24 protein-coding genes are annotated in these 22,211 nt (G+C 33.7%); 2 read left to right on the plus strand and 22 right to left on the minus strand.

The window, feature by feature from the left end:
- Nucleotides 1–54: 54 nt before the first annotated feature.
- The 13 genes from NSQ69_RS14315 to NSQ69_RS14375 all read right to left on the minus strand — a co-directional run bounded on the left by NSQ69_RS14315 (nucleotide 55) and on the right by NSQ69_RS14375 (nucleotide 9,490).
- Nucleotides 55–564 (minus strand): DUF402 domain-containing protein, encoded by a 510-nt coding sequence (locus NSQ69_RS14315; RefSeq protein ID WP_341099420.1) that lies wholly within the window; start codon nucleotides 562–564, stop codon nucleotides 55–57.
- Between the two features lie 119 nt (nucleotides 565–683).
- Nucleotides 684–1,748, minus strand: a complete 1,065-nt coding sequence (locus NSQ69_RS14320) for a hypothetical protein (RefSeq protein ID WP_341099421.1) — start codon at nucleotides 1,746–1,748, stop codon at nucleotides 684–686.
- A gap of 12 nt (nucleotides 1,749–1,760) precedes the next feature.
- Nucleotides 1,761–2,234 (minus strand): tetratricopeptide repeat protein, encoded by a 474-nt coding sequence (locus tag NSQ69_RS14325; protein ID WP_002013416.1) that lies wholly within the window; start codon nucleotides 2,232–2,234, stop codon nucleotides 1,761–1,763.
- A 183-nt stretch (nucleotides 2,235–2,417) separates the two neighbouring features.
- The gene (locus NSQ69_RS14330) at nucleotides 2,418–3,107 is read right to left on the minus strand and encodes a phosphopantothenoylcysteine decarboxylase domain-containing protein (RefSeq protein WP_197236015.1); all 690 of its coding nucleotides are present in this window, start codon (nucleotides 3,105–3,107) and stop codon (nucleotides 2,418–2,420) included.
- Nucleotides 3,108–3,119: 12 nt separating this feature from the next.
- Nucleotides 3,120–3,920, minus strand: a complete 801-nt coding sequence (locus NSQ69_RS14335) for an aminoglycoside N(3)-acetyltransferase (RefSeq protein WP_131243733.1) — start codon at nucleotides 3,918–3,920, stop codon at nucleotides 3,120–3,122.
- Between the two features lie 248 nt (nucleotides 3,921–4,168).
- Complete coding sequence (locus NSQ69_RS14340) at nucleotides 4,169–4,570, minus strand: GNAT family N-acetyltransferase (protein WP_002127840.1); 402 nt, start codon at nucleotides 4,568–4,570, stop codon at nucleotides 4,169–4,171.
- A 61-nt stretch (nucleotides 4,571–4,631) separates the two neighbouring features.
- The gene (locus tag NSQ69_RS14345) at nucleotides 4,632–5,570 is read right to left on the minus strand and encodes a DMT family transporter (protein ID WP_002013410.1); all 939 of its coding nucleotides are present in this window, start codon (nucleotides 5,568–5,570) and stop codon (nucleotides 4,632–4,634) included.
- A 72-nt stretch (nucleotides 5,571–5,642) separates the two neighbouring features.
- The gene (locus NSQ69_RS14350; protein ID WP_002127841.1) at nucleotides 5,643–6,161 is read right to left on the minus strand and encodes a DinB family protein; all 519 of its coding nucleotides are present in this window, start codon (nucleotides 6,159–6,161) and stop codon (nucleotides 5,643–5,645) included.
- A 15-nt stretch (nucleotides 6,162–6,176) separates the two neighbouring features.
- Nucleotides 6,177–6,677, minus strand: coding sequence for a GNAT family N-acetyltransferase (locus NSQ69_RS14355; protein ID WP_002032747.1), 501 nt, complete (start codon nucleotides 6,675–6,677; stop codon nucleotides 6,177–6,179).
- Between the two features lie 34 nt (nucleotides 6,678–6,711).
- Complete coding sequence (locus tag NSQ69_RS14360; RefSeq protein ID WP_002185628.1) at nucleotides 6,712–7,257, minus strand: GNAT family N-acetyltransferase; 546 nt, start codon at nucleotides 7,255–7,257, stop codon at nucleotides 6,712–6,714.
- 15 nt (nucleotides 7,258–7,272) lie between these two features.
- The gene (locus NSQ69_RS14365) at nucleotides 7,273–7,974 is read right to left on the minus strand and encodes a nucleotidyltransferase domain-containing protein (RefSeq protein ID WP_033729208.1); all 702 of its coding nucleotides are present in this window, start codon (nucleotides 7,972–7,974) and stop codon (nucleotides 7,273–7,275) included.
- A 16-nt stretch (nucleotides 7,975–7,990) separates the two neighbouring features.
- A complete protein-coding gene (locus NSQ69_RS14370; protein ID WP_002127844.1) occupies nucleotides 7,991–8,674 on the minus strand; it encodes a DNA alkylation repair protein in 684 nt (227 codons plus the stop codon).
- A 147-nt stretch (nucleotides 8,675–8,821) separates the two neighbouring features.
- Nucleotides 8,822–9,490 (minus strand): hypothetical protein, encoded by a 669-nt coding sequence (locus tag NSQ69_RS14375; RefSeq protein ID WP_002127846.1) that lies wholly within the window; start codon nucleotides 9,488–9,490, stop codon nucleotides 8,822–8,824.
- 219 nt (nucleotides 9,491–9,709) lie between these two features.
- Between NSQ69_RS14375 and NSQ69_RS14380 the strand changes: the two genes are divergently transcribed.
- The gene (locus tag NSQ69_RS14380) at nucleotides 9,710–10,537 is read left to right on the plus strand and encodes a peptidoglycan-N-acetylglucosamine deacetylase (protein ID WP_002127847.1); all 828 of its coding nucleotides are present in this window, start codon (nucleotides 9,710–9,712) and stop codon (nucleotides 10,535–10,537) included.
- 42 nt (nucleotides 10,538–10,579) lie between these two features.
- Here the strand turns inward: NSQ69_RS14380 and NSQ69_RS14385 are convergent, their stop codons facing one another.
- From NSQ69_RS14385 to NSQ69_RS14405, 5 genes are all read right to left on the minus strand, one after another.
- Nucleotides 10,580–11,005 carry a WapI family immunity protein gene (locus NSQ69_RS14385; protein ID WP_341099422.1) on the minus strand — a complete coding sequence of 142 codons (426 nt, stop codon included), beginning with the start codon at nucleotides 11,003–11,005 and terminating at the stop codon, nucleotides 10,580–10,582.
- 222 nt (nucleotides 11,006–11,227) lie between these two features.
- Nucleotides 11,228–12,499, minus strand: a complete 1,272-nt coding sequence (locus NSQ69_RS14390; protein WP_000459912.1) for a PTS ascorbate transporter subunit IIC — start codon at nucleotides 12,497–12,499, stop codon at nucleotides 11,228–11,230.
- Nucleotides 12,500–12,523: 24 nt separating this feature from the next.
- Nucleotides 12,524–12,793, minus strand: coding sequence for a PTS sugar transporter subunit IIB (locus tag NSQ69_RS14395; protein ID WP_000757313.1), 270 nt, complete (start codon nucleotides 12,791–12,793; stop codon nucleotides 12,524–12,526).
- Nucleotides 12,794–12,806: 13 nt separating this feature from the next.
- Nucleotides 12,807–14,912: a BglG family transcription antiterminator gene (locus NSQ69_RS14400; RefSeq protein WP_002127850.1), complete on the minus strand. Its 2,106-nt coding sequence runs from the start codon at nucleotides 14,910–14,912 to the stop codon at nucleotides 12,807–12,809.
- Nucleotides 14,913–15,317: 405 nt separating this feature from the next.
- Nucleotides 15,318–15,863: a TetR/AcrR family transcriptional regulator gene (locus NSQ69_RS14405; RefSeq protein WP_002127851.1), complete on the minus strand. Its 546-nt coding sequence runs from the start codon at nucleotides 15,861–15,863 to the stop codon at nucleotides 15,318–15,320.
- A gap of 173 nt (nucleotides 15,864–16,036) precedes the next feature.
- Between NSQ69_RS14405 and NSQ69_RS14410 the strand changes: the two genes are divergently transcribed.
- Nucleotides 16,037–17,485, plus strand: a complete 1,449-nt coding sequence (locus NSQ69_RS14410; protein ID WP_002185624.1) for a DHA2 family efflux MFS transporter permease subunit — start codon at nucleotides 16,037–16,039, stop codon at nucleotides 17,483–17,485.
- Nucleotides 17,486–17,532: 47 nt separating this feature from the next.
- Here the strand turns inward: NSQ69_RS14410 and NSQ69_RS14415 are convergent, their stop codons facing one another.
- From NSQ69_RS14415 to NSQ69_RS14430, 4 genes are all read right to left on the minus strand, one after another.
- Entirely contained in the window at nucleotides 17,533–19,506 is a 1,974-nt protein-coding gene (locus NSQ69_RS14415; RefSeq protein ID WP_002127854.1) for an LTA synthase family protein, read from the minus strand.
- Nucleotides 19,507–19,890: 384 nt separating this feature from the next.
- The gene (locus NSQ69_RS14420) at nucleotides 19,891–20,058 is read right to left on the minus strand and encodes a hypothetical protein (RefSeq protein ID WP_002127855.1); all 168 of its coding nucleotides are present in this window, start codon (nucleotides 20,056–20,058) and stop codon (nucleotides 19,891–19,893) included.
- A 55-nt stretch (nucleotides 20,059–20,113) separates the two neighbouring features.
- Nucleotides 20,114–20,299: an ATPase gene (locus NSQ69_RS14425; protein ID WP_341099423.1), complete on the minus strand. Its 186-nt coding sequence runs from the start codon at nucleotides 20,297–20,299 to the stop codon at nucleotides 20,114–20,116.
- A 161-nt stretch (nucleotides 20,300–20,460) separates the two neighbouring features.
- On the minus strand, nucleotides 20,461–22,086 hold the full coding sequence (locus NSQ69_RS14430; protein ID WP_002032778.1) for an ABC-F family ATP-binding cassette domain-containing protein: 1,626 nt from the start codon (nucleotides 22,084–22,086) through the stop codon (nucleotides 20,461–20,463).
- Nucleotides 22,087–22,211 lie beyond the last annotated feature (125 nt).

A 22,211-nucleotide genomic window follows, 5' to 3' on the forward strand; every position in this document is an offset into this window, starting at 1 on the left:
TTGAGACTACTCATTTTCATTAAACACGTATTCTCTTTTCAAATCGATTAAACTTTATTTTAGCCGCACCATTTCTGTCTCTACAATCATTTGAGGAAGCGACTTTTGAATTATTTCCTTTAATACATAAAGAGCTTCATCCACATAGCTACCTTCAAAACTCTCTAAGGGCTCAGGTAACTCATCCTCATCTAAAATAAAACATTCTCCACTTGGCATTACCATAATATCAATAATTAAGTCTTCAAATGACACTAGTTCGTCTGTTATTTGCGTATTTTTTACAACATTAAAATAAGCGCCTAAATACATTCCGTTCTTATCTCTCCATATGTATAAATTGTACGGACGATTTTCCCAGTAGTATGCAATGGTGTAACTTCCTTTTGGGATTGTTAAACTCGAATCATTTGTATTCATCGTAAATGAATACTGAACCTCATAAAATAACACGATACTTTGCGATTTCTTTTCAAGTATTAAGCAATTGTGATCTACTATTGTCGAGTCATATCGGATTTTTCTTTCTATAATTTCACTTTTAGGTGTTCGTAATTTATTCATTTTTTTGTTTCCCCTTATGCTATTTCTAGTCTTAATTATATCCGTTTATATAGCGATAAAGAAGTGTACGGTCTACAATTACACAATAAAACTCCTTCTTATTTAGAAGGAGTTTTTCACTATCCACCATTCATATGTTTTAACCTTTCAGTAACCGCATCATAAAATTTTCGTTTCTCATCAACATTTAAGTGAACACGACTTACTGTTTTAGTAAATCCATACAACAACTGCACTTTCACTGGCTCTTTTAGCGTTATTTCAAAAGTAGCAGGTTCTTTTATGAACTCCATAACAGTTGCATCCAGCACCTCTTTTTCTTCTTTTGCTGTTAGGGGTTCCCCCTTGTAGAATGCAATATTATCAATTTGTGTAAATGGCAATACAACTTTCTTTCCTAATCCAATTTGAATGATAACTTGTTCTTCTGTTACGACAATTGGATTTTTACGCATCGCTTGTATTTCAGCTAAAAAATAAATCATCGCATATACGTTTAGTATGAGTAAAATCCAAGCTATTACTGGATTCCATTGATGAAGTAAATAGTGAAAACCGATACTTTCAATTAATGTTGCGTGAATAATCATAATATAAACACCTATAGCGCCGGTCTTTTTGTGATAGGAATATGTGCATTCACCATCTGGTACTTTTTCACGCCACGATAAAAATGCATAATAGATTAATTTACACTCAGTAAGAATGATACTTACAGCCTTACTTCTTTTCATAGTAGCATCAAACGCTGCATCAATCGCATAAGAAAATGAAGAATACTCACTTCTATATTCTTTATATCGTTTTATTATTTTAGGAAGTACTCTTATAATTTTATATATAAGAAACAGTTCAAAACATACGAACACAATTTCTCCAGCAACTATTACATACGAAACAAATGAAAAAGCTTGTAAATAATCACTAGGAATTATAAATCTTGCGAATACATATCCAGCTATAACTACAGGAAACATATACGTTAACGAATATCTTTTCCGTATAATAAAGAAATATGTGATGACTGGAATTACAAACATAAAATCTAATAATGAACCGAGGACTACTTCTTTCGGGGCAGCTGGCACTATTGGCAGGGCATACAATAAATAGTTTGATAACATAATTAAAGATACGAGTCCAATCCAAATGCCTTTTTTCCTTCTTGAAATTGATGGATTCATTCCTTCTCTCCTCTATTCAAAAACCTCATTTAAATGGTCTTTATAAAATGAAATAGCACGTTCAAATTCTTTTATCTCATCTACTTTCACAACTGTCTCTAACAGTAATTTCATCGCTTCTTCATGTTCGTTTACGTTATATTTTGCTAATGATAAAAACACTTTCATCACGTCATTTTCCGGGAACTTCTTTATCCCTGCTTCTAATAAAGTAATCGCTTTATCATATTCCCCTATACAACGATACGTACTGCCAAGACCGATATACGCACCGCAAAGGGATTCACCATCAAGTCCGTTCGCAATTGCCTGTTCATAATACGGAACCGCCTCCGTTTCAAGACCCATTACATCATGTATCCAAGCACATTGATATAGTACTTCTGCATCCCTCGTAAAGTTTGTTAATCCTATAAGTATCTCTCTAGACTGCGCATATTTCTTTTCATTTCTAAGTTTAATAGCTTGCTTTAATAAATGTTCCATACAATCCACTCCTCACAAAATGTTCATTATGCATATATCATGTATTACACATTTACGAGCAGCTAATGGCCTATTTATTCCATTGACTCAATTTAATAATTAGTGAGGGCTAAGTTCCCCCACTAATTTAATATTAACTCCATTACATACTATGCGACTGCATCTCTTTCTAAAAGCTTAAATTTACATCGCAGTGATACGATTACATAAATGCTCTAACATATTGACAATTTCTTTTGCAGTTTCATCTTTCCCATTACATAACTTCACATTACCGTCTTGTCCAATAACGTGATGCACAGCACCGCGAGAATATAAAGAATGCGGTGAGTTTGCTACCATTACACTTGCTTTTGCATCTTCCATTCTTTTACTTGCTCTTTCAATAAGTTCTGCTTCATTTACGTCACTTTCAAGTTTAAAGCCAACGAGTATCGTTTCTGGATCCCAACTCTTTATTTGTTTTAATACTTTTGGCGCTTTTTGAAAATGAATAATTGGAGCGATGTCACTTGAAATCTTTCCGTTCATATTAAGAACATTTCCATCTTTATCACAAATCTTTTCGACAACCCAATCTGAGCCAGCAGCAGCCATAATAACTGCATCTACTTTTTCATGTGTAATAATACTTTTCATCTTATCTTGTAAATCAATAATCCCCTCAAATGGGTGCAATTCTAATTGGTTATTTACATCCATTGGCTTCTCAGCGAAATAGCCATGCAAATATATTACATGTGCGCCCTTTGTCATTAGCTCTTCCGCAATAATTCTTCCAATCGTACCTTTTGCTAAATTTGTATGTCCACGTACTTGATCCCATTTTTCTAGGCAGCCGCCGCTCGTAATTAATACTTTTTTCTCCTGCATAATAACCATCCCTTACTGATTTTTCGCACGAAACCACTCTGTTCCAAAGTCAACTGCATCACGCTGCCTCATAAAACGGCACGTCGCATTCCCTATCTTCCCACGCGTAACTGTTCCTTTAAGCTCATATTCAACTCCGATTTCTACAAACGTATCAGAATCGTAATCCATTTCAACGAATTCTTTCCATACTCTTACACCTTCTTCTATAATAGGTGCTCCTACCTTTATTAACTCGCGTGCACCTGTACGTACCTCAGATAAATGTATAGACGTATTAGAGTCATAACCAACACCAAGTAATAATATGTATCCATCTAAATCGTATATTTTTCGTAATGGCGATTCTTCACCAAAACTTATGGAAAGTGAATGATTCGCTGTAATTTCTTCTGCGTGTTGCCCCCATGCTGCAAAACTACTGAGTGGATGATTACTGCGCAATACATTCGGATATGTACGAAAACATTCAACTACTTCTCCCATTGCCCTTGTTGGTGTTATACGTGGATCAAATGCTGGGACGTTATCCCGAATAATTTGCCACCATTCTTCTGGTACAGGTGGTCTTGACCAATGTTTTGGATCGGATAAATCCGAAGATTGCGTCGGCATAATTATCGTTCCTTCTTCTGTAACAACTTTCATTAACGCTTCTACTACGGCAACTGCACCGCCTGATATCCAACCGATTGAACTTAATGAAGAATGTACAATAACTGTTATTCCCTTTTCTATCCCTAATGCTTTTAAATCATTTGTAATTGTTTCGATTGTATTTGGAAATTGTGTATTCGCCACTATGTCATTCATTTTCACGATTGTTCCCCCATTTTGCTTTAAACTAATACATACATATATTATCATATTTTTCTTAATTTTTAACTTAATCATTCCAATTACTATACCTCTGTCGTTTTTATCATATCGGAAACAGTTAAATTATTGTATATTAATTTAAAATAAATATAGAAAGGTAAACACAATCAAAAACTTTCAATCTAGCAATCTTAATTTATACTAATATGAAATAGCCCATCACAAATGATGAGCTATTTATTTTATTCATTCTCTAAATAACAATAAAACCTCTCTACCCCCAGATATTTCTCTCCCAAGCTTTCAATCTTAAAGTTACATTTCTTGTAAAATCCGACTGCCTCTGTATCTGTCTCAGCCTCAATATATGTTAACTCATATTCCCTAATTATTTCTTTAATCATTTGAAGTGCAATTCCTTGATTGCGATATTTTTCATCAACAGCTATGTGACACATTCTCGCTCTATTTGTATGAATTAGCGCTATACCTATGCAACCCTTATTCCCATATTTATATAGCACTGCCTGATCATTTTTATACATTGAAACTGCTTTAAATAAGCTTGCTTCACTCGGACCGGTCGCATGCTTTAATACTTTTTTAATGGGATCTATTTCTAAATGCTCAACACGTTGTAACATCCTATCTCCATCCTTTCTCATGAAAAAAGATTAGCTCTTTATTGAAAAAGAGCTAATCTTTTTATGCCGTTATTTTCTCTTCTTTTTTCACAACTACAGCTACATAACTATGAAGTATCATTCCGACAATTACAAGACTCATTCCAACCCACGATAAAGAAGACGGAATTGGAGCCGATAACCAGAGCAGCTCTCCTACTAATGCAAATAAAACTTCACCAGACTGTGTCGCCTCGACTGTTGCTAATTTTTGCGGATCATCTTTTACAAGATCTGTCGCAAAGAAGAATAATACCGTTGCGATTAACCCTGAACTAACTGCTACAATAAAACATTGGAAAACTTGACTACTTGACGGTAGTCCGCCTGTTGATACTTCATAACCAGATAGTAAAAACCAAAATGGTAAACTTGCTAATGTCATACCGAGAACTCGTTGGAAGACATCTAATTCGCCCTTACATACTTGCATCATTTTTCTATTTCCAAGTGGATATGCAAACGCAGCAATGAGTACAGGAACCACACATAAAATGGTTTCACGAATCCCTAAAGAAGAAGCGTGTTCTACTTGCATAAGAACAACACCGAATAAAATAATGCCTGACATTACTAATTCTTTCATTGGAAGTTTTTTATGTAATGGGTCTACCGCAAAAAATGGTGTTAACAAAATCCCTGCAACTATTGTAATTTGCCAAGTCGAAGCGACAAGCCACCCCGGTCCAAACGCACCCGCGAAACTAAGCGGTGCATAAAAGAGACCAAACCCTACAATACTCCATAACAACCACTCTTTCGGATTGTTTTTCATATATTGCAAGAGTTGTTTTAAATTCCCTCTATACATGACAATAAGTAGTAGCATTGGAACCATAAAGTAATACCGTAGTGATGCACTCCAAATCCAACTCCCGCCCCCTAAGTCCATCGACCGGTTTAACACAAAGGTAAAGGCAAAGAAAAACGATGCCAATATCCCTACTGCAATAGCTTTCATTATAAAACCCCTTATATAGTTTCTTTTTCTACTATATAACAAAATGAATATAATTAATATTCAAAAATTTAATCATACATGCGGTCTACTTCTATATAACTTTCGTAATCGACTAATATGAGCTTGATGGTACCGATTATGATCGGCTATATGCCATATTCCCCACCTTATAGTCGCATTTTCTCCCTTTTCATAAAAAACTTCTCGTGTTAAATCATTTTCTGTTAGTTTCATACATTCCTCATAAAACATATGTTGCACAGCTTCATAATCTTGCATTAATTCTTGTAATTTGTACTTTCTTAAACTAGGCAATTTTCCCATTTCATTCAACATTGGTCCATATTTATTTTCAAGTGCAGGCGGAACTCCCTCTCCTTTTAAACGGTACACCCAGTGTAAATCGACTACTGCTAAATGCTGAAGTAGCTGTCCAATGTTATTTTCATTATTTTCAGACCCTTTATAGGATAGTTCGTTCTTTTCAATACCTTCGACTAACCTTTGCAATCGTTTAAATGTATCAGTAACCGTTGCATACAAAATTGCCACGTTGGGGTTCATATCTTTTTCTAAATGGAGATCTTTCATGATAATATCCTTCCTTTAAAGAAACAACACCATATTTTCATCATCACTATACACACCATTCACCTTTATAGCTCTTTTTTCAATTCCATACGTTTTAAAGCCCATTGATTCATACAATTTTTTTGCTGGTTCGTTTGTAGATACAACACCTAATGTCAATTGCTCTAGTTTTATATCTCGCGCTCTTTGAATGGCATTTGTTATTAACTCACGTGCCAATCCGTTCCGCCTGTTTTGTGCATCTACATACATCGCAACGATATGACCTTTATGTTTATACGCCTCTCTCTCTTCTGTTAGTAAAGTGACAACTCCAACTAAATGATTTTCTTCATTAAATGCACCAAATGTACAACTAGTAGTAGCTGTTAAATTACTTTCCACTCGCTTAATAGGATTTTCCTGGCGAATCGCCTCTTCATAAGTTGTTACAAATGCCTCTGGATTTACTTGTAAAGCTTGTAAACGTAAGTCCCAATATTTTTCCGCATCTTCTTTCGTAAGTAATCTAATCATTTTCCCCATCCCCCTTTTAGTTTACATAACATTTTTATAGACTATTAAATAAAGATTGATATTCTTCTTTTAACATACTATAACGATAGCGATGAATGAACTTCCCTTTACGTAACCGATCATTTCTCATTATTCCTTCACAAACAAATCCTGCTTTTTCATAACTCTTTCTAGCTTGTAAATTATCTTCGTCTACTCGTAGCCATATTTTTTCTAATTCGAATACAGAAAAGCCAATTTGTAACATACTGTATAGTGCTGCCATTCCATATCCTTTACCCCAATATTCTTTATTTCCAATGGCAACCCCTAGTTCAGCATTTTTATTTGTATTATCAAAGTTTTTTAGGTCTATCCATCCAATGTGTATACCTTCCTTTGTAACGATAGCTCGTTGTTCATAACCATTCCCTCGACTTATGCATGCTTCAATCCACCTTCTCGTATCTTCACGAGTGAACGGTGGATATTGATCTGGTACAACTAAATGCTTGGTTACTTCTGTATCTAATGACCATTGATATCGATCTTCTACATCATCTATTGTCAGTTCTCTTAATTGAACGAATGGTACATTCACTTTGCTATCCCCTTTTCATTTCCCTATAGAAAATCCTTCGAACATTCTTCCTCCGTATTGATCTAGCGTGTTTTCTACAAAAGTAATTAATTCATTTTTCTCCTCTGTTTTATAAAAATGATCAAAAGCCGCTACAAAATGTTCTGCATATTGCTCGTCATACCTTCTTAACACTCTAATAAACCATTTTGAATTTCCAAGCCATTGACCATTTATCCTTAAAACATATTCATGTACTAAATCAGCTAATAAATTGGCGATGAACAATTCTTCTTCTCTCTTTGTTGCACCAATGAAATCATCCAAGGTATCCGTAATAAAATAGCGTTTCTGCTTCATCGTTTCTTCTGACCATTTTTTTGGTCCTTTATTTAATAAATCATTCGCTTCTCTTTTAAGTGTCTCTACAATTTCATCTTTTCCTTTTAGCACAATCCCTTCTGAAACTAATTGAGGTAATGAAGGTCTCCCGCGCTCACAATCACTTTTAAAAAAGGTTTTATACGTTTCAAAATTATGTACGAATACTTCAACAGGCCAGCCATTACTATAGAAGGATTCTCTATAACAAGATGACAAACTTTGGTCGAATATTACAATATCAAGGTCAGATGTTTTCGTAGCCTCTCCTCTAGCCACACTTCCCCCTAGTAAAGCAACATCACAATTCGAAAATTGTGATGTAATTATGCTTTGTGCCGCTTCCATTGGTTTCATAACCGTTCCCCTTTTCTTATTTCACTTTCTTTTTTTCAGCTCTTTCTCTCGCTTTTTTTATATACGGTTCTGCGTCTGGTGTTTTGCATGACGTTGCACCATGATCAACTTCTACTTTTCCAATTTCACGTGCAATTTCAATTGCTTGTTGCTCTAAAGCTTCATTTCGAATCCCTATCGCGATTAAAGCACTATTCATCGCTTCTTTTTTTCTATTTTTTTCATTATGTATATTTGCTTTAATTTCTTCTAGATACGGAGTGAAAAATTCATCATGTAACGTTTTATTTTTAATCGCTATATTTGCTAATAAAGACCAACCTGCTCTTCCAATCCATTCATCATCAGACTTCGTCCACTCTTCCATTCTTTCTATTGCGATTGGTGACGTACATATAGCTGTCATAAGAACGTCCATTAAACAATAGTAATCAACATCCTGAACCCATCTATTTAGTTGTTTTGACGTTAGTTTCTTCGGATCTAAAATCATCGTTGCTAAAGTCATTGCATCCATATTTTTCGTTTCCCATAATGAGATTGCTAAATCATGATCCTTTTTTATCCTCTTTTTCAACAATTTTAAATTTGCAAAACTAACTCCAAATAACGGCTCTTTTGCCCCATGATTTTTAAAGATTTTACGGTTTTGTTCTGTTCCATATTCTTCTAGTTGCTGCATTACTTCTTCAAGTAACATAGATCCACCTCTTTTATATATTTTGTTGCCTTCACATATGTATGTACGATATATTCTACATTATTTTTTGGTTTTCCTATATTTATTTTTAAAATACGGTATGTGAAATTTTATTGATGTTCTTTAAAATAAAAAACATCCTCTTCCTTATTTTTCACACGGTTGTTCATTCACACTCTGTATACAATACTCCACAAGCGCATTCAACGGATTTATTATGTTCCTTCCTATTATATTTTCTACCCTTGTAGCAGCATCTACCATAGATAATTGTGCAACTGAAAGCATTTCGTTTCTATCTTTCATAATTTCATATAAATACTTTTCTAATTTAACATCATGCTCTTCTTTACGACCTTGCATAATTAACTCAAATATCCCTTCTATCACTTCTACTTTTACATGTATGGATTTATTATTCTGCCGAGCGTATTGTTTTAAACGTTCCATCGTTCCTGAAACCGTACGATTATTTGTAAAAAGTATTGTTTGTGGCTCTTCAATATGACAAATCATTTCAAAAAATGGCTCATCAATTTTCAATATAGGTATGTCTATTTTGAAATTCTCATCTAATAGCGTAATATAATCTGTACAAGTTAATAAAAGTGTATCTATATCACTTTTGGCTATATACTTTATAATATCTTTTAAATTACTCCGTGCTTGTTCTTTTTCAAAATCGCAATCTTTTTTTAATATGCGTGATAAGATGGGATCTACAAAATGGAGTATTTCGATTCCAAAAGATTGCAATGCTCGGTCAATGTATTCAATATTTGAATGATGAGCATGTAAACAAGCTAATTTTTTCATACTTTTCCTCCCTTTCTAAAACAAAAAACGTGAATGAACCATTATTACATGCAGTTCCATTCATTTAATTCTTGTTTCATTTTTTCAAACCTGCAAAACAGTGAAATCTTACATGCTTTTTAACAAACTTTTTTGCGCTTGTAAAAAAGTTTTTTTGCATTTCCCCCTCTAAAATTGCTAATATAGTAGAGTAGAACTTTTATAGAGAGTAGGAAAATTATGCACAATGGAATTCGGATGACAACTTTAGTGAAAAGGGCTCTGTTGATTTGCGCTGGGGTATTATTTACATACGAAGCTGCTTACGGATCAACACATATCGCTCTAGCAAGTACAGAGGATGAAGCGAAATCTGTTCAACTTGTAAGTGAAATTCAAACGTCCCTTGCTCCGAAAGAAGCTCCAAAGCACTATAACGGGCAAGTTAGAAAAGTCGCTTACTTAACATTTGACGATGGTCCTGGAAAATACACAGCTGAGCTTTTAGATATGTTAAAGAGTGAAAATGCAAAAGCAACATTCTTCCTAATTGGTTCAAACGTAAAAGCTTTCCCTGATCTTGTAAAACGTGAAGATGCTGAAGGCCACTATGTTGGGATGCACAGTATGACTCATAACTACAAGAAACTTTACACAGAAGGTCATTACGTTGATGAAATGAAAGAAGACCAAGGCTTAATCGCTGGCGTTCTAGGAAAATCTCCAGTATTAACTCGTCCATCTTACGGCTCAATGCCAGGGTTAAATGAAGCTCTTCGCAACAAAGTTGTTGAAAATGGTTTAAAAGTTTGGGATTGGACAATTGATTCATTAGACTGGAAATACAACAAAATGCAAGTAGACGCTGCATCTGCTAAAATCGTAGAAAACGTTCTACATGGTGCTACAAACCCAACAGAAGTTATTCTAATGCATGATATTCATCCACAATCAGTTAAAGCAGTACCTGGTATTATTAAAGGGCTGAAAGAAAGAGGATATGAATTAGAAGCCTATAATGAGAACGAACACTTCCCATTAAACTTCTGGCATGATAATCGTATGTAATAAAAAGACTTGATTCCCTCTTGTAGGTTATCAAGTCTTTTTTTATCGTTTTGGGAATTTCCTTTGTTGCTCTTCAATAGAACGAATAATATTCTCCCTATCCTCTTGAGTTATACCGATAGAAAATTCGTATTCTTCTTCCTTACACCATGTGGGGTTAAGTTCCAGCGATAAGCGAATAACAATGTTAAACTCCCCTGCTTTTCCCCCAATAAATTCAAACGCTAAATTTGGTTCTATGAAATCTAGTTCGTTATATTTAGGGTTTGGTAAAGATTCAAACCATTTTATCATGTACTGTAAATCGTATGTTTGTAAAAAAGGATCCATCGTTTCAAAAACTTTATTTTCTTCTGATAGTTTCGCTTTTACTCTTAACCAATTTCTATCACACTCGTCTTTTGCATCTGCATATTGGTAATTTACAACCTCTAAATGTAATGATATTTTTTCATTTTGAAAATTCATGCATAGACTCCTTTTATTTTACCCTATTTTGAAAATATACTTTTCTGTTTCAATATTGATCCTCAAGGAAAATCAAAAGATTTTACAAACAATCATAACACATTTTTTTCAAACCAATCCCTATTTCTTTTATTCAAATTCCCTCACTTTCTTACACTTTAATATTTAAATAAAAAGACTTGAATTCATAATTAGAATTCAAGTCTTTTTATGCTCTATTATTTAGAAAACATTCCCTAGCAATTTCGCAATTTCACTAATTAAAATACCAACAACAGCAAAGTCGGAATCACCGAATGTTGTATTTTCAAATCCTAATCCACCTAATATAGGTAGTAATATAGCTGGTAGGAATGAGATTAATAATCCATTTACAAAAGCTCCAAGTATTGCTCCTCGTCTTCCTCCAGTTGCATTTCCAAATACAGCAGCTGTTGCCCCTGTGAAGAAATGAGGGATTAATCCTGGCACTATTACACTTAATCCGATAAACGGAAGAATAAACATAGATAGTAATCCAGCAATAAAACTTGTTAAAAAGCCAATAATAACCGCATTTGGCGCGAATGGGAAGATTGTTGGACAATCTAATGCTGGTTTGGCATTTGGTACAAGTTTATCTGCTATCCCTTTAAATGCAGGGACAATTTCTGCAATCAACATACGGACACCAGCTAGAATAATATATACACCCGCAGCGAATGTAATTGCTTGCATGAATGAATACACGAGATAATTTTGTCCGTTACTTAATTCTGTTTCGATAAAGTTTTTCCCAGCAAATGGTGCAACAATAAAGAATAACACAGCCATTGTTAATGACATAGAAACTGATGTATCACGTAAAAACCCTAATGACTTCGGTACTTTAATTTGTTCTGTAGATTTTTCCTTATTTCCAAATTTACTACCAACAAATCCTGCTGCTAAATACCCAACTGAACCGAAATGGCCAATTGCGATATCATCCATTCCCGTAATTTTTCTAACATACGGTTGAAGTAGAGCTGGAAAAATGACCATAAGTAATCCTAAAATAATAGACCCACTAATAACTAGTGAAGCGCCTTTCATCCCTGTAGTTGAAAATACAGCTGAAATTAAACATGCCATGAATAAGGTATGATGACCAGTTAAAAATACATATTTAAATCTTGTAAATCGTGCAATTAGTAAATTAGCAATCATCCCAAATACCATAATTAATGCCGTTTCTGTTCCTAAAGTTTGCTGTGCTATCGCAACAACAGCTTCGTTATTTGGAATAATCCCTTTAATATGAAATGCTTTATCAAATATTTTACCAAAAACATCTAAAGCCCCTATTAATATAGTGGCTCCGCCTCCTAAAACGACGAAGCCCATAATTGTTTTTAATGTTCCTGAAACTGTATCTGCAAAATTCTTTTTTTGCAATAGTAAACCACACATAGCAAACAATCCAACTAATATTGCAGGCTGTCCCAAAATATCTTTCATTATTAAATCAAACATAGCACTACTCCCCTTTCACCGTTTCTACATCAGGTGTTTTTGTAATGCTTCTTTAATTTCATTTAAATCTAGAATGTTTGTTAATCCAGCAACTGTGCGAGTACCATCTTCAAGGTTGCAAATGATATCTTTCGCACCTAAATATAGATCTGCTTGTTCTGATTTACTTGATGCTAAATCCGTATGAGAAACTTCAGCTTGCATACCAAGTTCAGTTAATATTTTCTTTACATTCATTTCTATAATAAAACTACTTCCTAATCCATTTCCACATACAACTAATACTTTTTTCATTTCAATCTCCCCTTTAATTAGAATATTTAGCTATCATTTCTAGCATTTTATCTTTTGAATTTGAATGCATTAACATTTCTATGTTCGTTGGTTCAGATAACATCTCACTTAATTGTGCCAATGCCTTCAAATGTGTCTCGTTATCTATAGCTGCTAATACAATAATTAAATTTACAGCATGCTCTTGTTTTTCTGAAAATAACACACCCTCTTTTAGTTGTAATAAACTCATCCCTAATTTTTTGACACCTGCTTCTGGACGAGCATGAGGTATAGCGATTTTAGGTGCAATTACAATATACGGGCCTAACTTCTTTACATTCGCAATCATTTCAGAAATATATTCTTCAGAAATATGTCCACTTTGTAATAAAGGTTCCGACGCAACACGAATTGCTTCCTCCCACGTCTCAACGTGATTCTCAAGCTCTATAAATTCTCTAGTTAATAGCTCGTTTAACATAGGCTTATATTTCTCCTCCTTATCAATATGTACCGGACCACTCATAAACTCTCTCAATTCATTTTTTAAAGATTTTTCATCTAAAATGTCTGTGTATTTTTGGATAATACCCATCATCATATCAACTGAATCATTTTGATTTTCGCCATATAAAGCTACATTGACTTTTCGTAGTAACGATGCTTTTTCGGAATCGGTCAAAATTGGATTTACCATAAAGATAGGAATTTTCCCCTTCTCCAGTTCAGTTGTAGTAATAATACAATCTACATCAAATGTATTTGATTCATATTCCCGCTTTGAAATGGCTTTTAAAATATCTACACTTGAAAACACTTGCTCTAATTGGTACTGCAACATACGTGATGTACCAATACCATTTGGACAAACAAGTAGCGCGGTTTTTCTTGGGCTGGGAACGATTCCCTCTTTCCTCATCCAAGCACCAAAGTGCATAGTAATATATGCCATTTCATCATCTGAAACTATTTTTCCAACATATTCTTCAAAATGATGAATTACTTTTTTTGTAAGAGTATATACTTCTTCATAATTTTGCTGGATTGTATAAAGTAATGGATTTTCTATTTCAATCCCGTACTTTACACGATAATATGCCGGTTTCATATGCAGATATAGGTCTGAAGCAAGTCCTTTAAAATCTTGAAATATAACACAAGCATAATGTTGAAAATCCTTTATCATATATCCGACCATTGAATGTATTCCATCAATCTCACTTTTTTCAAAGTCTTTTTGTTGAGCATTTACTTTTGCTCCTAACAAATGAGTCGTAATATAATAAATTTCATCTATTGGAAAATCCACGAAAAATACTCTTTCAAACTGTTTTGCAATATATTTTGCTGCTTCAAATTGTTTTGTTTCTCTTAGTACATCCTTTTCAGCATCTTCCATCTCAACACATTTTCCATTTACAATACGATTGCGGAATAAATACATGTAAACGCTTAAACTTTCAAGTACCTCATCTGTGTACTGGACCCCTAAAAGCTCTTCACAATTTGATAAAATATTTTTTATTATAAGAAGTTCCTCGTGATCTTTATTACCTTTTACATTTTTATTATCATTCGTAATATATTTCACATGCGATATTAAATATTCCCATCCATGCTTTGAAATTATTTGTGAAAGATTTAAGATTAATATATTTCGTTTTCCATGTTCATTCCCTATAATATTGTAGCCATGTTTACGATTAAAGTTTAATGCGAGCTTAAACTTCACTAACTCTGCTTTTATTTTTTTCAAGTCAGCAAGAGCAGTATTACGACTGACTTGCACAAGTTCTATTAAGTCTTCTAATAGAATCCTTTTCTCCATTGTTAGTATATAAAGAACCAGCAATATTTTTCGTTCATGTGGAGAATATTCATATTGGCTTGTTGTAAATCCATTTAACTTTTTTATCACTCTTTGCTTCGTTTCATTATCAAAACAGTAGCCTAAAGGGCGAATATATTCATATGAATTTAAATCCTCTGCAACTAACCAATCTTCTATTTTCTTCATATCATAATAAATTGTTCGCTTTGAAACTTGTATGACTTCCATTAATTGAGATACAGAAACATAGCTATCCGCTTGAATAATTTGCTGTAAAATACTTATACTTCGATTATCTAATATCATATATGATATACACCCTTTCTATACTTGTTCTTAAATAGAATTGCAAGTATAGATACTAACTTTGCAAAATTAGAGTTTGAAATCGCTTTCTATTAATATCTTATCTTGTATCTCTTCTAAAATTAAGTCCAAATTCTTGTTTATGCACAGTGCAATGATTGTACTTTCATTTAAAAATTTTACTATATACATGCGGCATATGAAATTATACAATACGATTTTTTATTTTAAAGACAATTTGTCAATCTAAGTGCGACAGTTCTTCCTGAAACCCTTCATGGGCAGTTTTCTGTATGAAGTAAGTGATGTGATAACTTCTACTTTATACGAAGCGATATGGGCTTTTTTCTTTAGGTGTCGCACTTAATAATACAATGTATTGATACATAAAATATTTTTAACTCATTACCCTCTGTACATGAAATAAATTTGATTTGCGATATAATCTGAACTAAAGTGAAGTCCATTCCTTATCCACCACATGATAATACCTACCAATGAAGCTGTTTTAATATCAACCGCAACATAATCATCAGGCAGATCCTTTTTCGTATTCTCTCTTCTCGTTTCTATTAACTCTTTTAAAAATAAAAATAGTTGCTCCTCAAATTGATTCATTTTAAATAATATAAATAAATAATTTCGATGGATATATAAATAATCAAGTAATTGTGTTAGCTTTTGTTTTTCTGATAAATCTTTTGCATGTATTAAATCAGCTATTTTATTTGAAAGTTCATTTGAAATCTCATTCGTGATTTGGTCTAGTAAATCTTGAATATCTTGATAATGTAAGTAAAAGGTTGTTCGGTTTAATCCTGCTTTTGTTGCGACTTTCTGAACCGTTAAACTTGAAATACTAGGATTCTCACATAGGAGAGAAAAAACAGCATTTTTAAACATTTCTCTTGAACGAACTGTACGAGGATCTTCTTTTTTAGGTGTAGACATTTTGAAACTCCTTTATAGATTTTCTCTTTACTTACTCGACAGTGCATACCTTCTATGTCGAGTAGTGAACATTTTCAACAAAACTGTTCATGGTCAAAGAAAATTTATTTTGTTACCATTAATTTTATCGACACAATGTCGATAAATCAAGACGACAATGAAGGAGTTTACCAATGCAAAAGGAAATATCAGAAAGAAATAAAAAAATTATATTAATTGTGCTCATTTCCGGTTGTTTTTTATCAACATTAAATCAGACGCTATTAAATGTAGCGATGAGTAATTTAATGGAAGTATTTGATGTTACAGCTGCAACCGTGCAATGGCTATCAACAGGCTTTATGCTCATAAATGGCGTTCTAGTGCCAATTACTGCATTTTTAATGAAACGATTTACAACAAGGCAGCTGTTTATTAGCTCGATGCTCTCTTTGTTTATCGGGACTGTTCTTTGTGCATGTGCCATGAATTTTGGCATTTTGTTAACAGGAAGAATGATTCAAGCAGTTGGGGCAGGAATTATTATGCCACTAATGATGACAGTTATTTTATATTTATACCCTAGTGAAAAGCGTGGCAGTATTATGGGAACCATCGGTTTCGCCATAATTTTTGCGCCAGCCATCGCTCCAACATTATCTGGCTTTATTATTGAATATGTATCATGGAGATGGTTATTTATTGGATTCGCTCCATTTGTATTAATCGTTATTATTCTCGCGCTAAAATATTTAATGAATGTTGCTGAGACAACAAAAGCAAAATTAGATATCGTAAGTGTCATTTTATCAACGATTGGCTTTGGTTGTATTATATTCGGATTTAGTAGTGCAGGAAGTAAAGGATGGGATCATCCAATTGTTATTACTACAATTATCATCGGAATAATTGTTACAACTCTATTTTGTTTACGTCAAATAAAGTCTAGCGATCCACTATTAAATTTATCCGTATTTAAGTATAAAATTTTCACTCTTACATCAGTCATTAACGTACTCATTACGATGATTATGTATGCTGATTTAATTCTTTTACCGATTTACTTGCAAAACGGACGAGGTTTTACTGCTTTTGAATCAGGTTTACTTCTATTACCTGGAGCTGTAATTAATGCATTCTTATCACCTATCACGGGTAAAATGTTTGATAAATATGGGGCAAAACCACTCTTTATTATAGGTTTAATATGTATCATTATATCGATGTGGGGTGTAATTGATTTGACCGAATCCACCACTTATATGTATTTAATGGTTCGTACCATTATTCTACGCATTGGACTAAGTTTCATTTCGATGCCTTTAAATACAGCAGGTTTAAACGCTTTACCAAGAGAACTGGGTTCACATGGTTCCGCAGTGAATAATACCGTACGTCAATTAGCAGGCGCTATAGGAACAGCAGTCATTATTACTGTGTATACAATTCAATCCACTTCACATACTTCACAGTTATCTAGTGAGAACGGAAGCATATCAGCTATGCAAGTAACGAAATTAGCTTCTATCTTCAGCTCAAGTGATGCGTACGTATTTATGTTAGTCTTATCCTTTGTAGCTTTGATTATTGCATGTTTTATGCCTAAAAAAATAGCACTCCAAAAATCCGAAAGTAAATCTTAAAACAAAAAATCCTACTCGTTTTCTATACGAGTAGGATTTTTTATTATTTATTTCGTTTCCCCGTCTTCAGTCGTCTTCACCTTCGTTTTATCTTTATCACGATTGTTATAGTTATATTTAGAAGGTTCTACCGGTGTAAATCCTTCTGGTGTGTAGAATCGTAATAAGTCACCGTTAACAACTTGGTCGGAGTATTTTAGTGATTTTTGAACCATTTGCTCATTTTGTTTTATTTCATCTGTAAATTCTACAGGTTTCCCAGTCGCTGTATCATAGTATTTGCCGTTAAGTGCAGTAACTGTTGGGCTTACGTAGTTACCGTTACGGAACGGAACGACTTGTTTATGCTCTGGTGATAATAAATCTGATCCGAATTGGACATAATTTTTCGTATCTGTACCTAGTAAGTGTAATAACGTTGGAAGAACGTCAATTTCTCCGCCGTATTGATGTTGTACGCCGCCTTCCATTCCTGGTACGCGAATGATTAATGGTACACGTTGTAATTGAGCATTTTCAAATGCGTTCATTTCTTTACCCATTATTTGAGACATTGCTGCACTATGATTATCTGAAATACCGTAATGATCACCGTACATAACGATAATTGAGTTATCGTATAAACCAGATTGTTTCAAGTAATCAATGAATCCTTTTACAGATTCATCTAAATAGCGTGCTGTTTGGAAGTACGTATCTACTGATGAATCACCTGTTTTAGCTGGTTCAATCGTTGCTTCCGCTTTATCAATCGGATAAGGGAAATGGTTCGATAACGTAATGAACTTCGTATAGAACGGTTGTTTCAACGTTTGTAATAACGGAATTGATTCATTAAAGAACGGTTTATCTTTTAAGCCATAGTTTACTACATCTTTTTCATTCATATCGTAGTATGACGCATCAAAGAATTTATTAAAACCAAATGATTTATAAATTTCATCACGGTTCCAGAACGTTTTGTAGTTACCGTGGAACACTGCTGATGTGTATCCTTGTTGACCTAAAATAGCTGGTGCTGATTGATACGTGTTATGAGCTTTATTTGTAAAAACAGATCCTTGTGGTAATCCAAACATTGAGTTCTCTAACATGAACTCCGCATCAGATGTTTTACCCTGTCCTGTTTGATGGAAGAAGTTATCAAAGTATAACGTATTCGCATCTTTTGTAAATGAGTTTAAGAATGGTGTAACCTCTTGACCATTTAGTTTATAGTTTAGTAAAAAGTTTTGGAATGACTCTAAATGAATATAAATTACGTTCATTCCTTTTCCTTTACCGAAATACTCAGGATTTGGACTTGCATAAGTTGATGTAAGATAGTTTCTAACTTCTGTCATATTATCTCCATCCGCTAATGCTCGTTCTGTTGATGCTTTCGCACTTTGAATACCATCATAAATCGTAAAGTTGTACGCCCCTAAATATTTCACGATATAATTGCGGTCAAATGTTCTAGTTAATAACTCAGGACGGTCAGATTCTGCCAGACCTAAGTTAACGCTAAATAATAAAATACCTGCTACAAATACTAGAGATAATTTATGCTTCGCAACACGGATTGGTTTAGGATTTACAAATTTCGTTGCGACTAAAACAATTAAAATGATTGTATCTAAGAAATATAGTGGATCATATAAGTGTAGCAATGCAAAAATACTACCACCTAAATCTCCAAAGTTATTCGATTGTGTTAATGTCGGGAACGTAATAAAGTCACTGAAAAAGCGATAATATACTACGTTTGCGTATAAAAGTATAGACATTAGCAAATTAATAATAATTAACCAAATGTAAGCTCGTTTCCCTTTTGCGAATAATGCGAGTCCTAAAAATAGAACTGCTGAGCTTAACGGGTTGAAAAACAGTAAGAACTTTTGTATTGTGTTCGATATCCCTAAATTAAATTCTGTCACATATGCAGCATATGTTTTTAACCAAAGTAAAATAACAGCAAATACGAAAAATCCAAAATGATTACTTAATACTCGTTTACTCTTCAATAAAAATTGTTGCATCTCTCCACCTCTTTTGATCATCCAAGGCTTATTTTATATAAGTCTGTCTCTCTATTCAATTTCTCTTCTTCAAATAGATTTTATTTGTTTAACTATATGAAGAATATTAGTAATTATAATTTGTAGCTTTTATTTATTCAACTATTTCTTTTTAAACATTTTGACCTTGGTTTCTATTTAACAAAATACATTTGTAACATTTCCTGTTTTCTCCCAGGGGCCCATCCACTAATTATGACTCCACAAACTATAATCCTTTATTTCCTCATTTGCAAACTAACCTATCTCCAATTTTGGTACATTCATGTAAACTACCCAATTTCATAAAATAAAAAGTGTAGTTTGGGCAATTTGCTCAAACTACACTTTTTCGACTACTGTTTATCATCCTTTGTAGCTATTCCCTCTTCTTTTAACCAATTCTTTCAGTCCCATGAATATTACATTCCAATCATGCTCAGAGCCAGCATGACACCCCTTTAAAGCTTTTTCAACATCATATTTTGTCCAATCTTCTTCATGAGCAACGATTATATTTTGTGAAAATATCATTTTAAATCCTTGTTGTTTCTCTTTTATTTCAACTGTGATTTTATCTAATAATTCACTAAACTGCGGCGTTTTTAATGTAAATACTAATTTTTTTAAGACGATTCATTTCGATATATTCCCCAATTGCTCGATAATCTTTTTCGCCACGATGATCAATAATTTCCCAACTCCCTCCTACTTCAGGAGTATTTCCCGTTACTTTATCCGTCCCTTCCAATGTAAAAAACCATTTCTTCATCATTTCAGGGTTTATCCACGCTTCAAAAATTTCTTACCATCGCTAATGTTATTTTTGAATAATTATCCATTTTAATCCTCCCCCCACTTTATATTAAAACGAATATTTGTTTACTTAAAAAAACCCCCGCTCTCATAATAGAAAGCGAGGGTTTTAATCAATTATTATTGACCTTTGTACATTGCATCAACTTGTTTTTGAAGTTCTTGACTTTCTAAGAACTCATCATACGTTGCTACCTTATCAACTACACCGTTTGGCGTTACTTCGATAATACGGTTTGCAATTGTTTGTACGAACTGATGGTCATGAGAAGTGAATAGTAATGTTCCTTTAAATGTGATTAAACCGTTGTTTAATGCTGTAATAGACTCAAGGTCTAAATGGTTCGTCGGATCATCAAGTGTTAATACGTTTGCACCGCTTAACATCATTTTAGATAACATACAACGAACTTTTTCTCCTCCAGATAAAACAGAAACATTTTTCTTTACTTCTTCACCAGAGAATAGCATACGGCCTAAGAAACCACGTAAGAAACTTTCTGACTCATCTTGTGGAGAGAACTGACGTAACCAATCAATTAAAGTGTAATCACTGTTCTCGAAGTACTCAGAGTTATCTCTTGGGAAATGAGCTTGAGATGTTGTTACACCCCATTTGAATGAACCGCTATCTGGCTCCATTTCACCCATAAGAATTTTAAATAATGTTGTCATCGCAATATCGTTACGTCCGATAAATGCAACTTTATCACCTTTATTTAAAGTGAAGTTCACATTATCTAATATTTTTTCGCCATCAATCGTTTTCGAAATACCTTCAACTGTTAATAGGTCATTTCCTACTTCACGTTCTGGTGTGAAACCAACGAACGGATAACGACGTGATGATGGTCTAATATCATCTAATGTAATTTTATCTAACAATTTTTTACGAGAAGTTGCCTGTTTCGCTTTAGATGCATTTGAGCTAAAGCGTGCAATAAAGTTTTGTAACTCTTTTACTTTTTCTTCTTTTTTCTTGTTAGAATCTTGCGTTAGTTTTAATGCTAATTGGCTTGATTCGTACCAGAAGTCATAGTTACCAACGTATAATTGAATTTTACCGAAATCAAGGTCAGCCATGTGCGTACATACTTTATTTAAGAAGTGACGGTCATGGGATACAACGATAACTGTATTTTCAAAGTTCATTAAGAAGTTTTCTAACCATTGAATCGCTTTTAAGTCCAAATGGTTGGTAGGCTCATCTAGTAATAGAATGTCAGGTTGACCGAATAAAGCTTGAGCAAGTAATACTTTTACTTTCTCTGCCCCTGTTAATTCAGACATCTTTTTATCATGAATATCTTCACCAATACCTAACCCTTTTAGAAGGATTGCAGCTTCTGACTCAGCTTCCCAACCGTTTAGCTCAGCGAACTCACCTTCAAGTTCTGCAGCACGCATGCCATCTTCATCACTAAAGTCTTCTTTCATGTAAATTGCATTTTTCTCTTGCATTACTTTATAAAGACGTGTGTGACCCATCATTACTGTTTCTAGTGCAGGGAATTCTTCATATTCGAAGTGATTCTGTTTTAATACTGCTAGACGCTCACCTGGCGTAATATGTATGTCACCCGTTGATTGGTCAATTTCTCCAGATAAAATCTTTAGAAATGTTGATTTACCAGCACCGTTTGCTCCAATTAAACCGTAGCAATTACCTGGCGTGAATTTTATGTTAACATCTTCAAATAATTTGCGATCTGCGAAACGCAAACTAACGTTACTTACTGTAATCATTTGTGTCCTCCTACTAATACCGCTTATTTCAGCGTTTTCTCACCGATTGTCTTAAAAAATCGCATATTACGACTCAATTATTGTAGACTATAGCTATTATATAGTAGAAGCTGGATGAATAGCAA

Origin of the sequence: Bacillus sp. FSL R10-2201 (assembly GCF_038008665.1) — a bacterium.
Classification (GTDB): Bacteria; Bacillota; Bacilli; order Bacillales; family Bacillaceae_G; genus Bacillus_A; species Bacillus_A mycoides.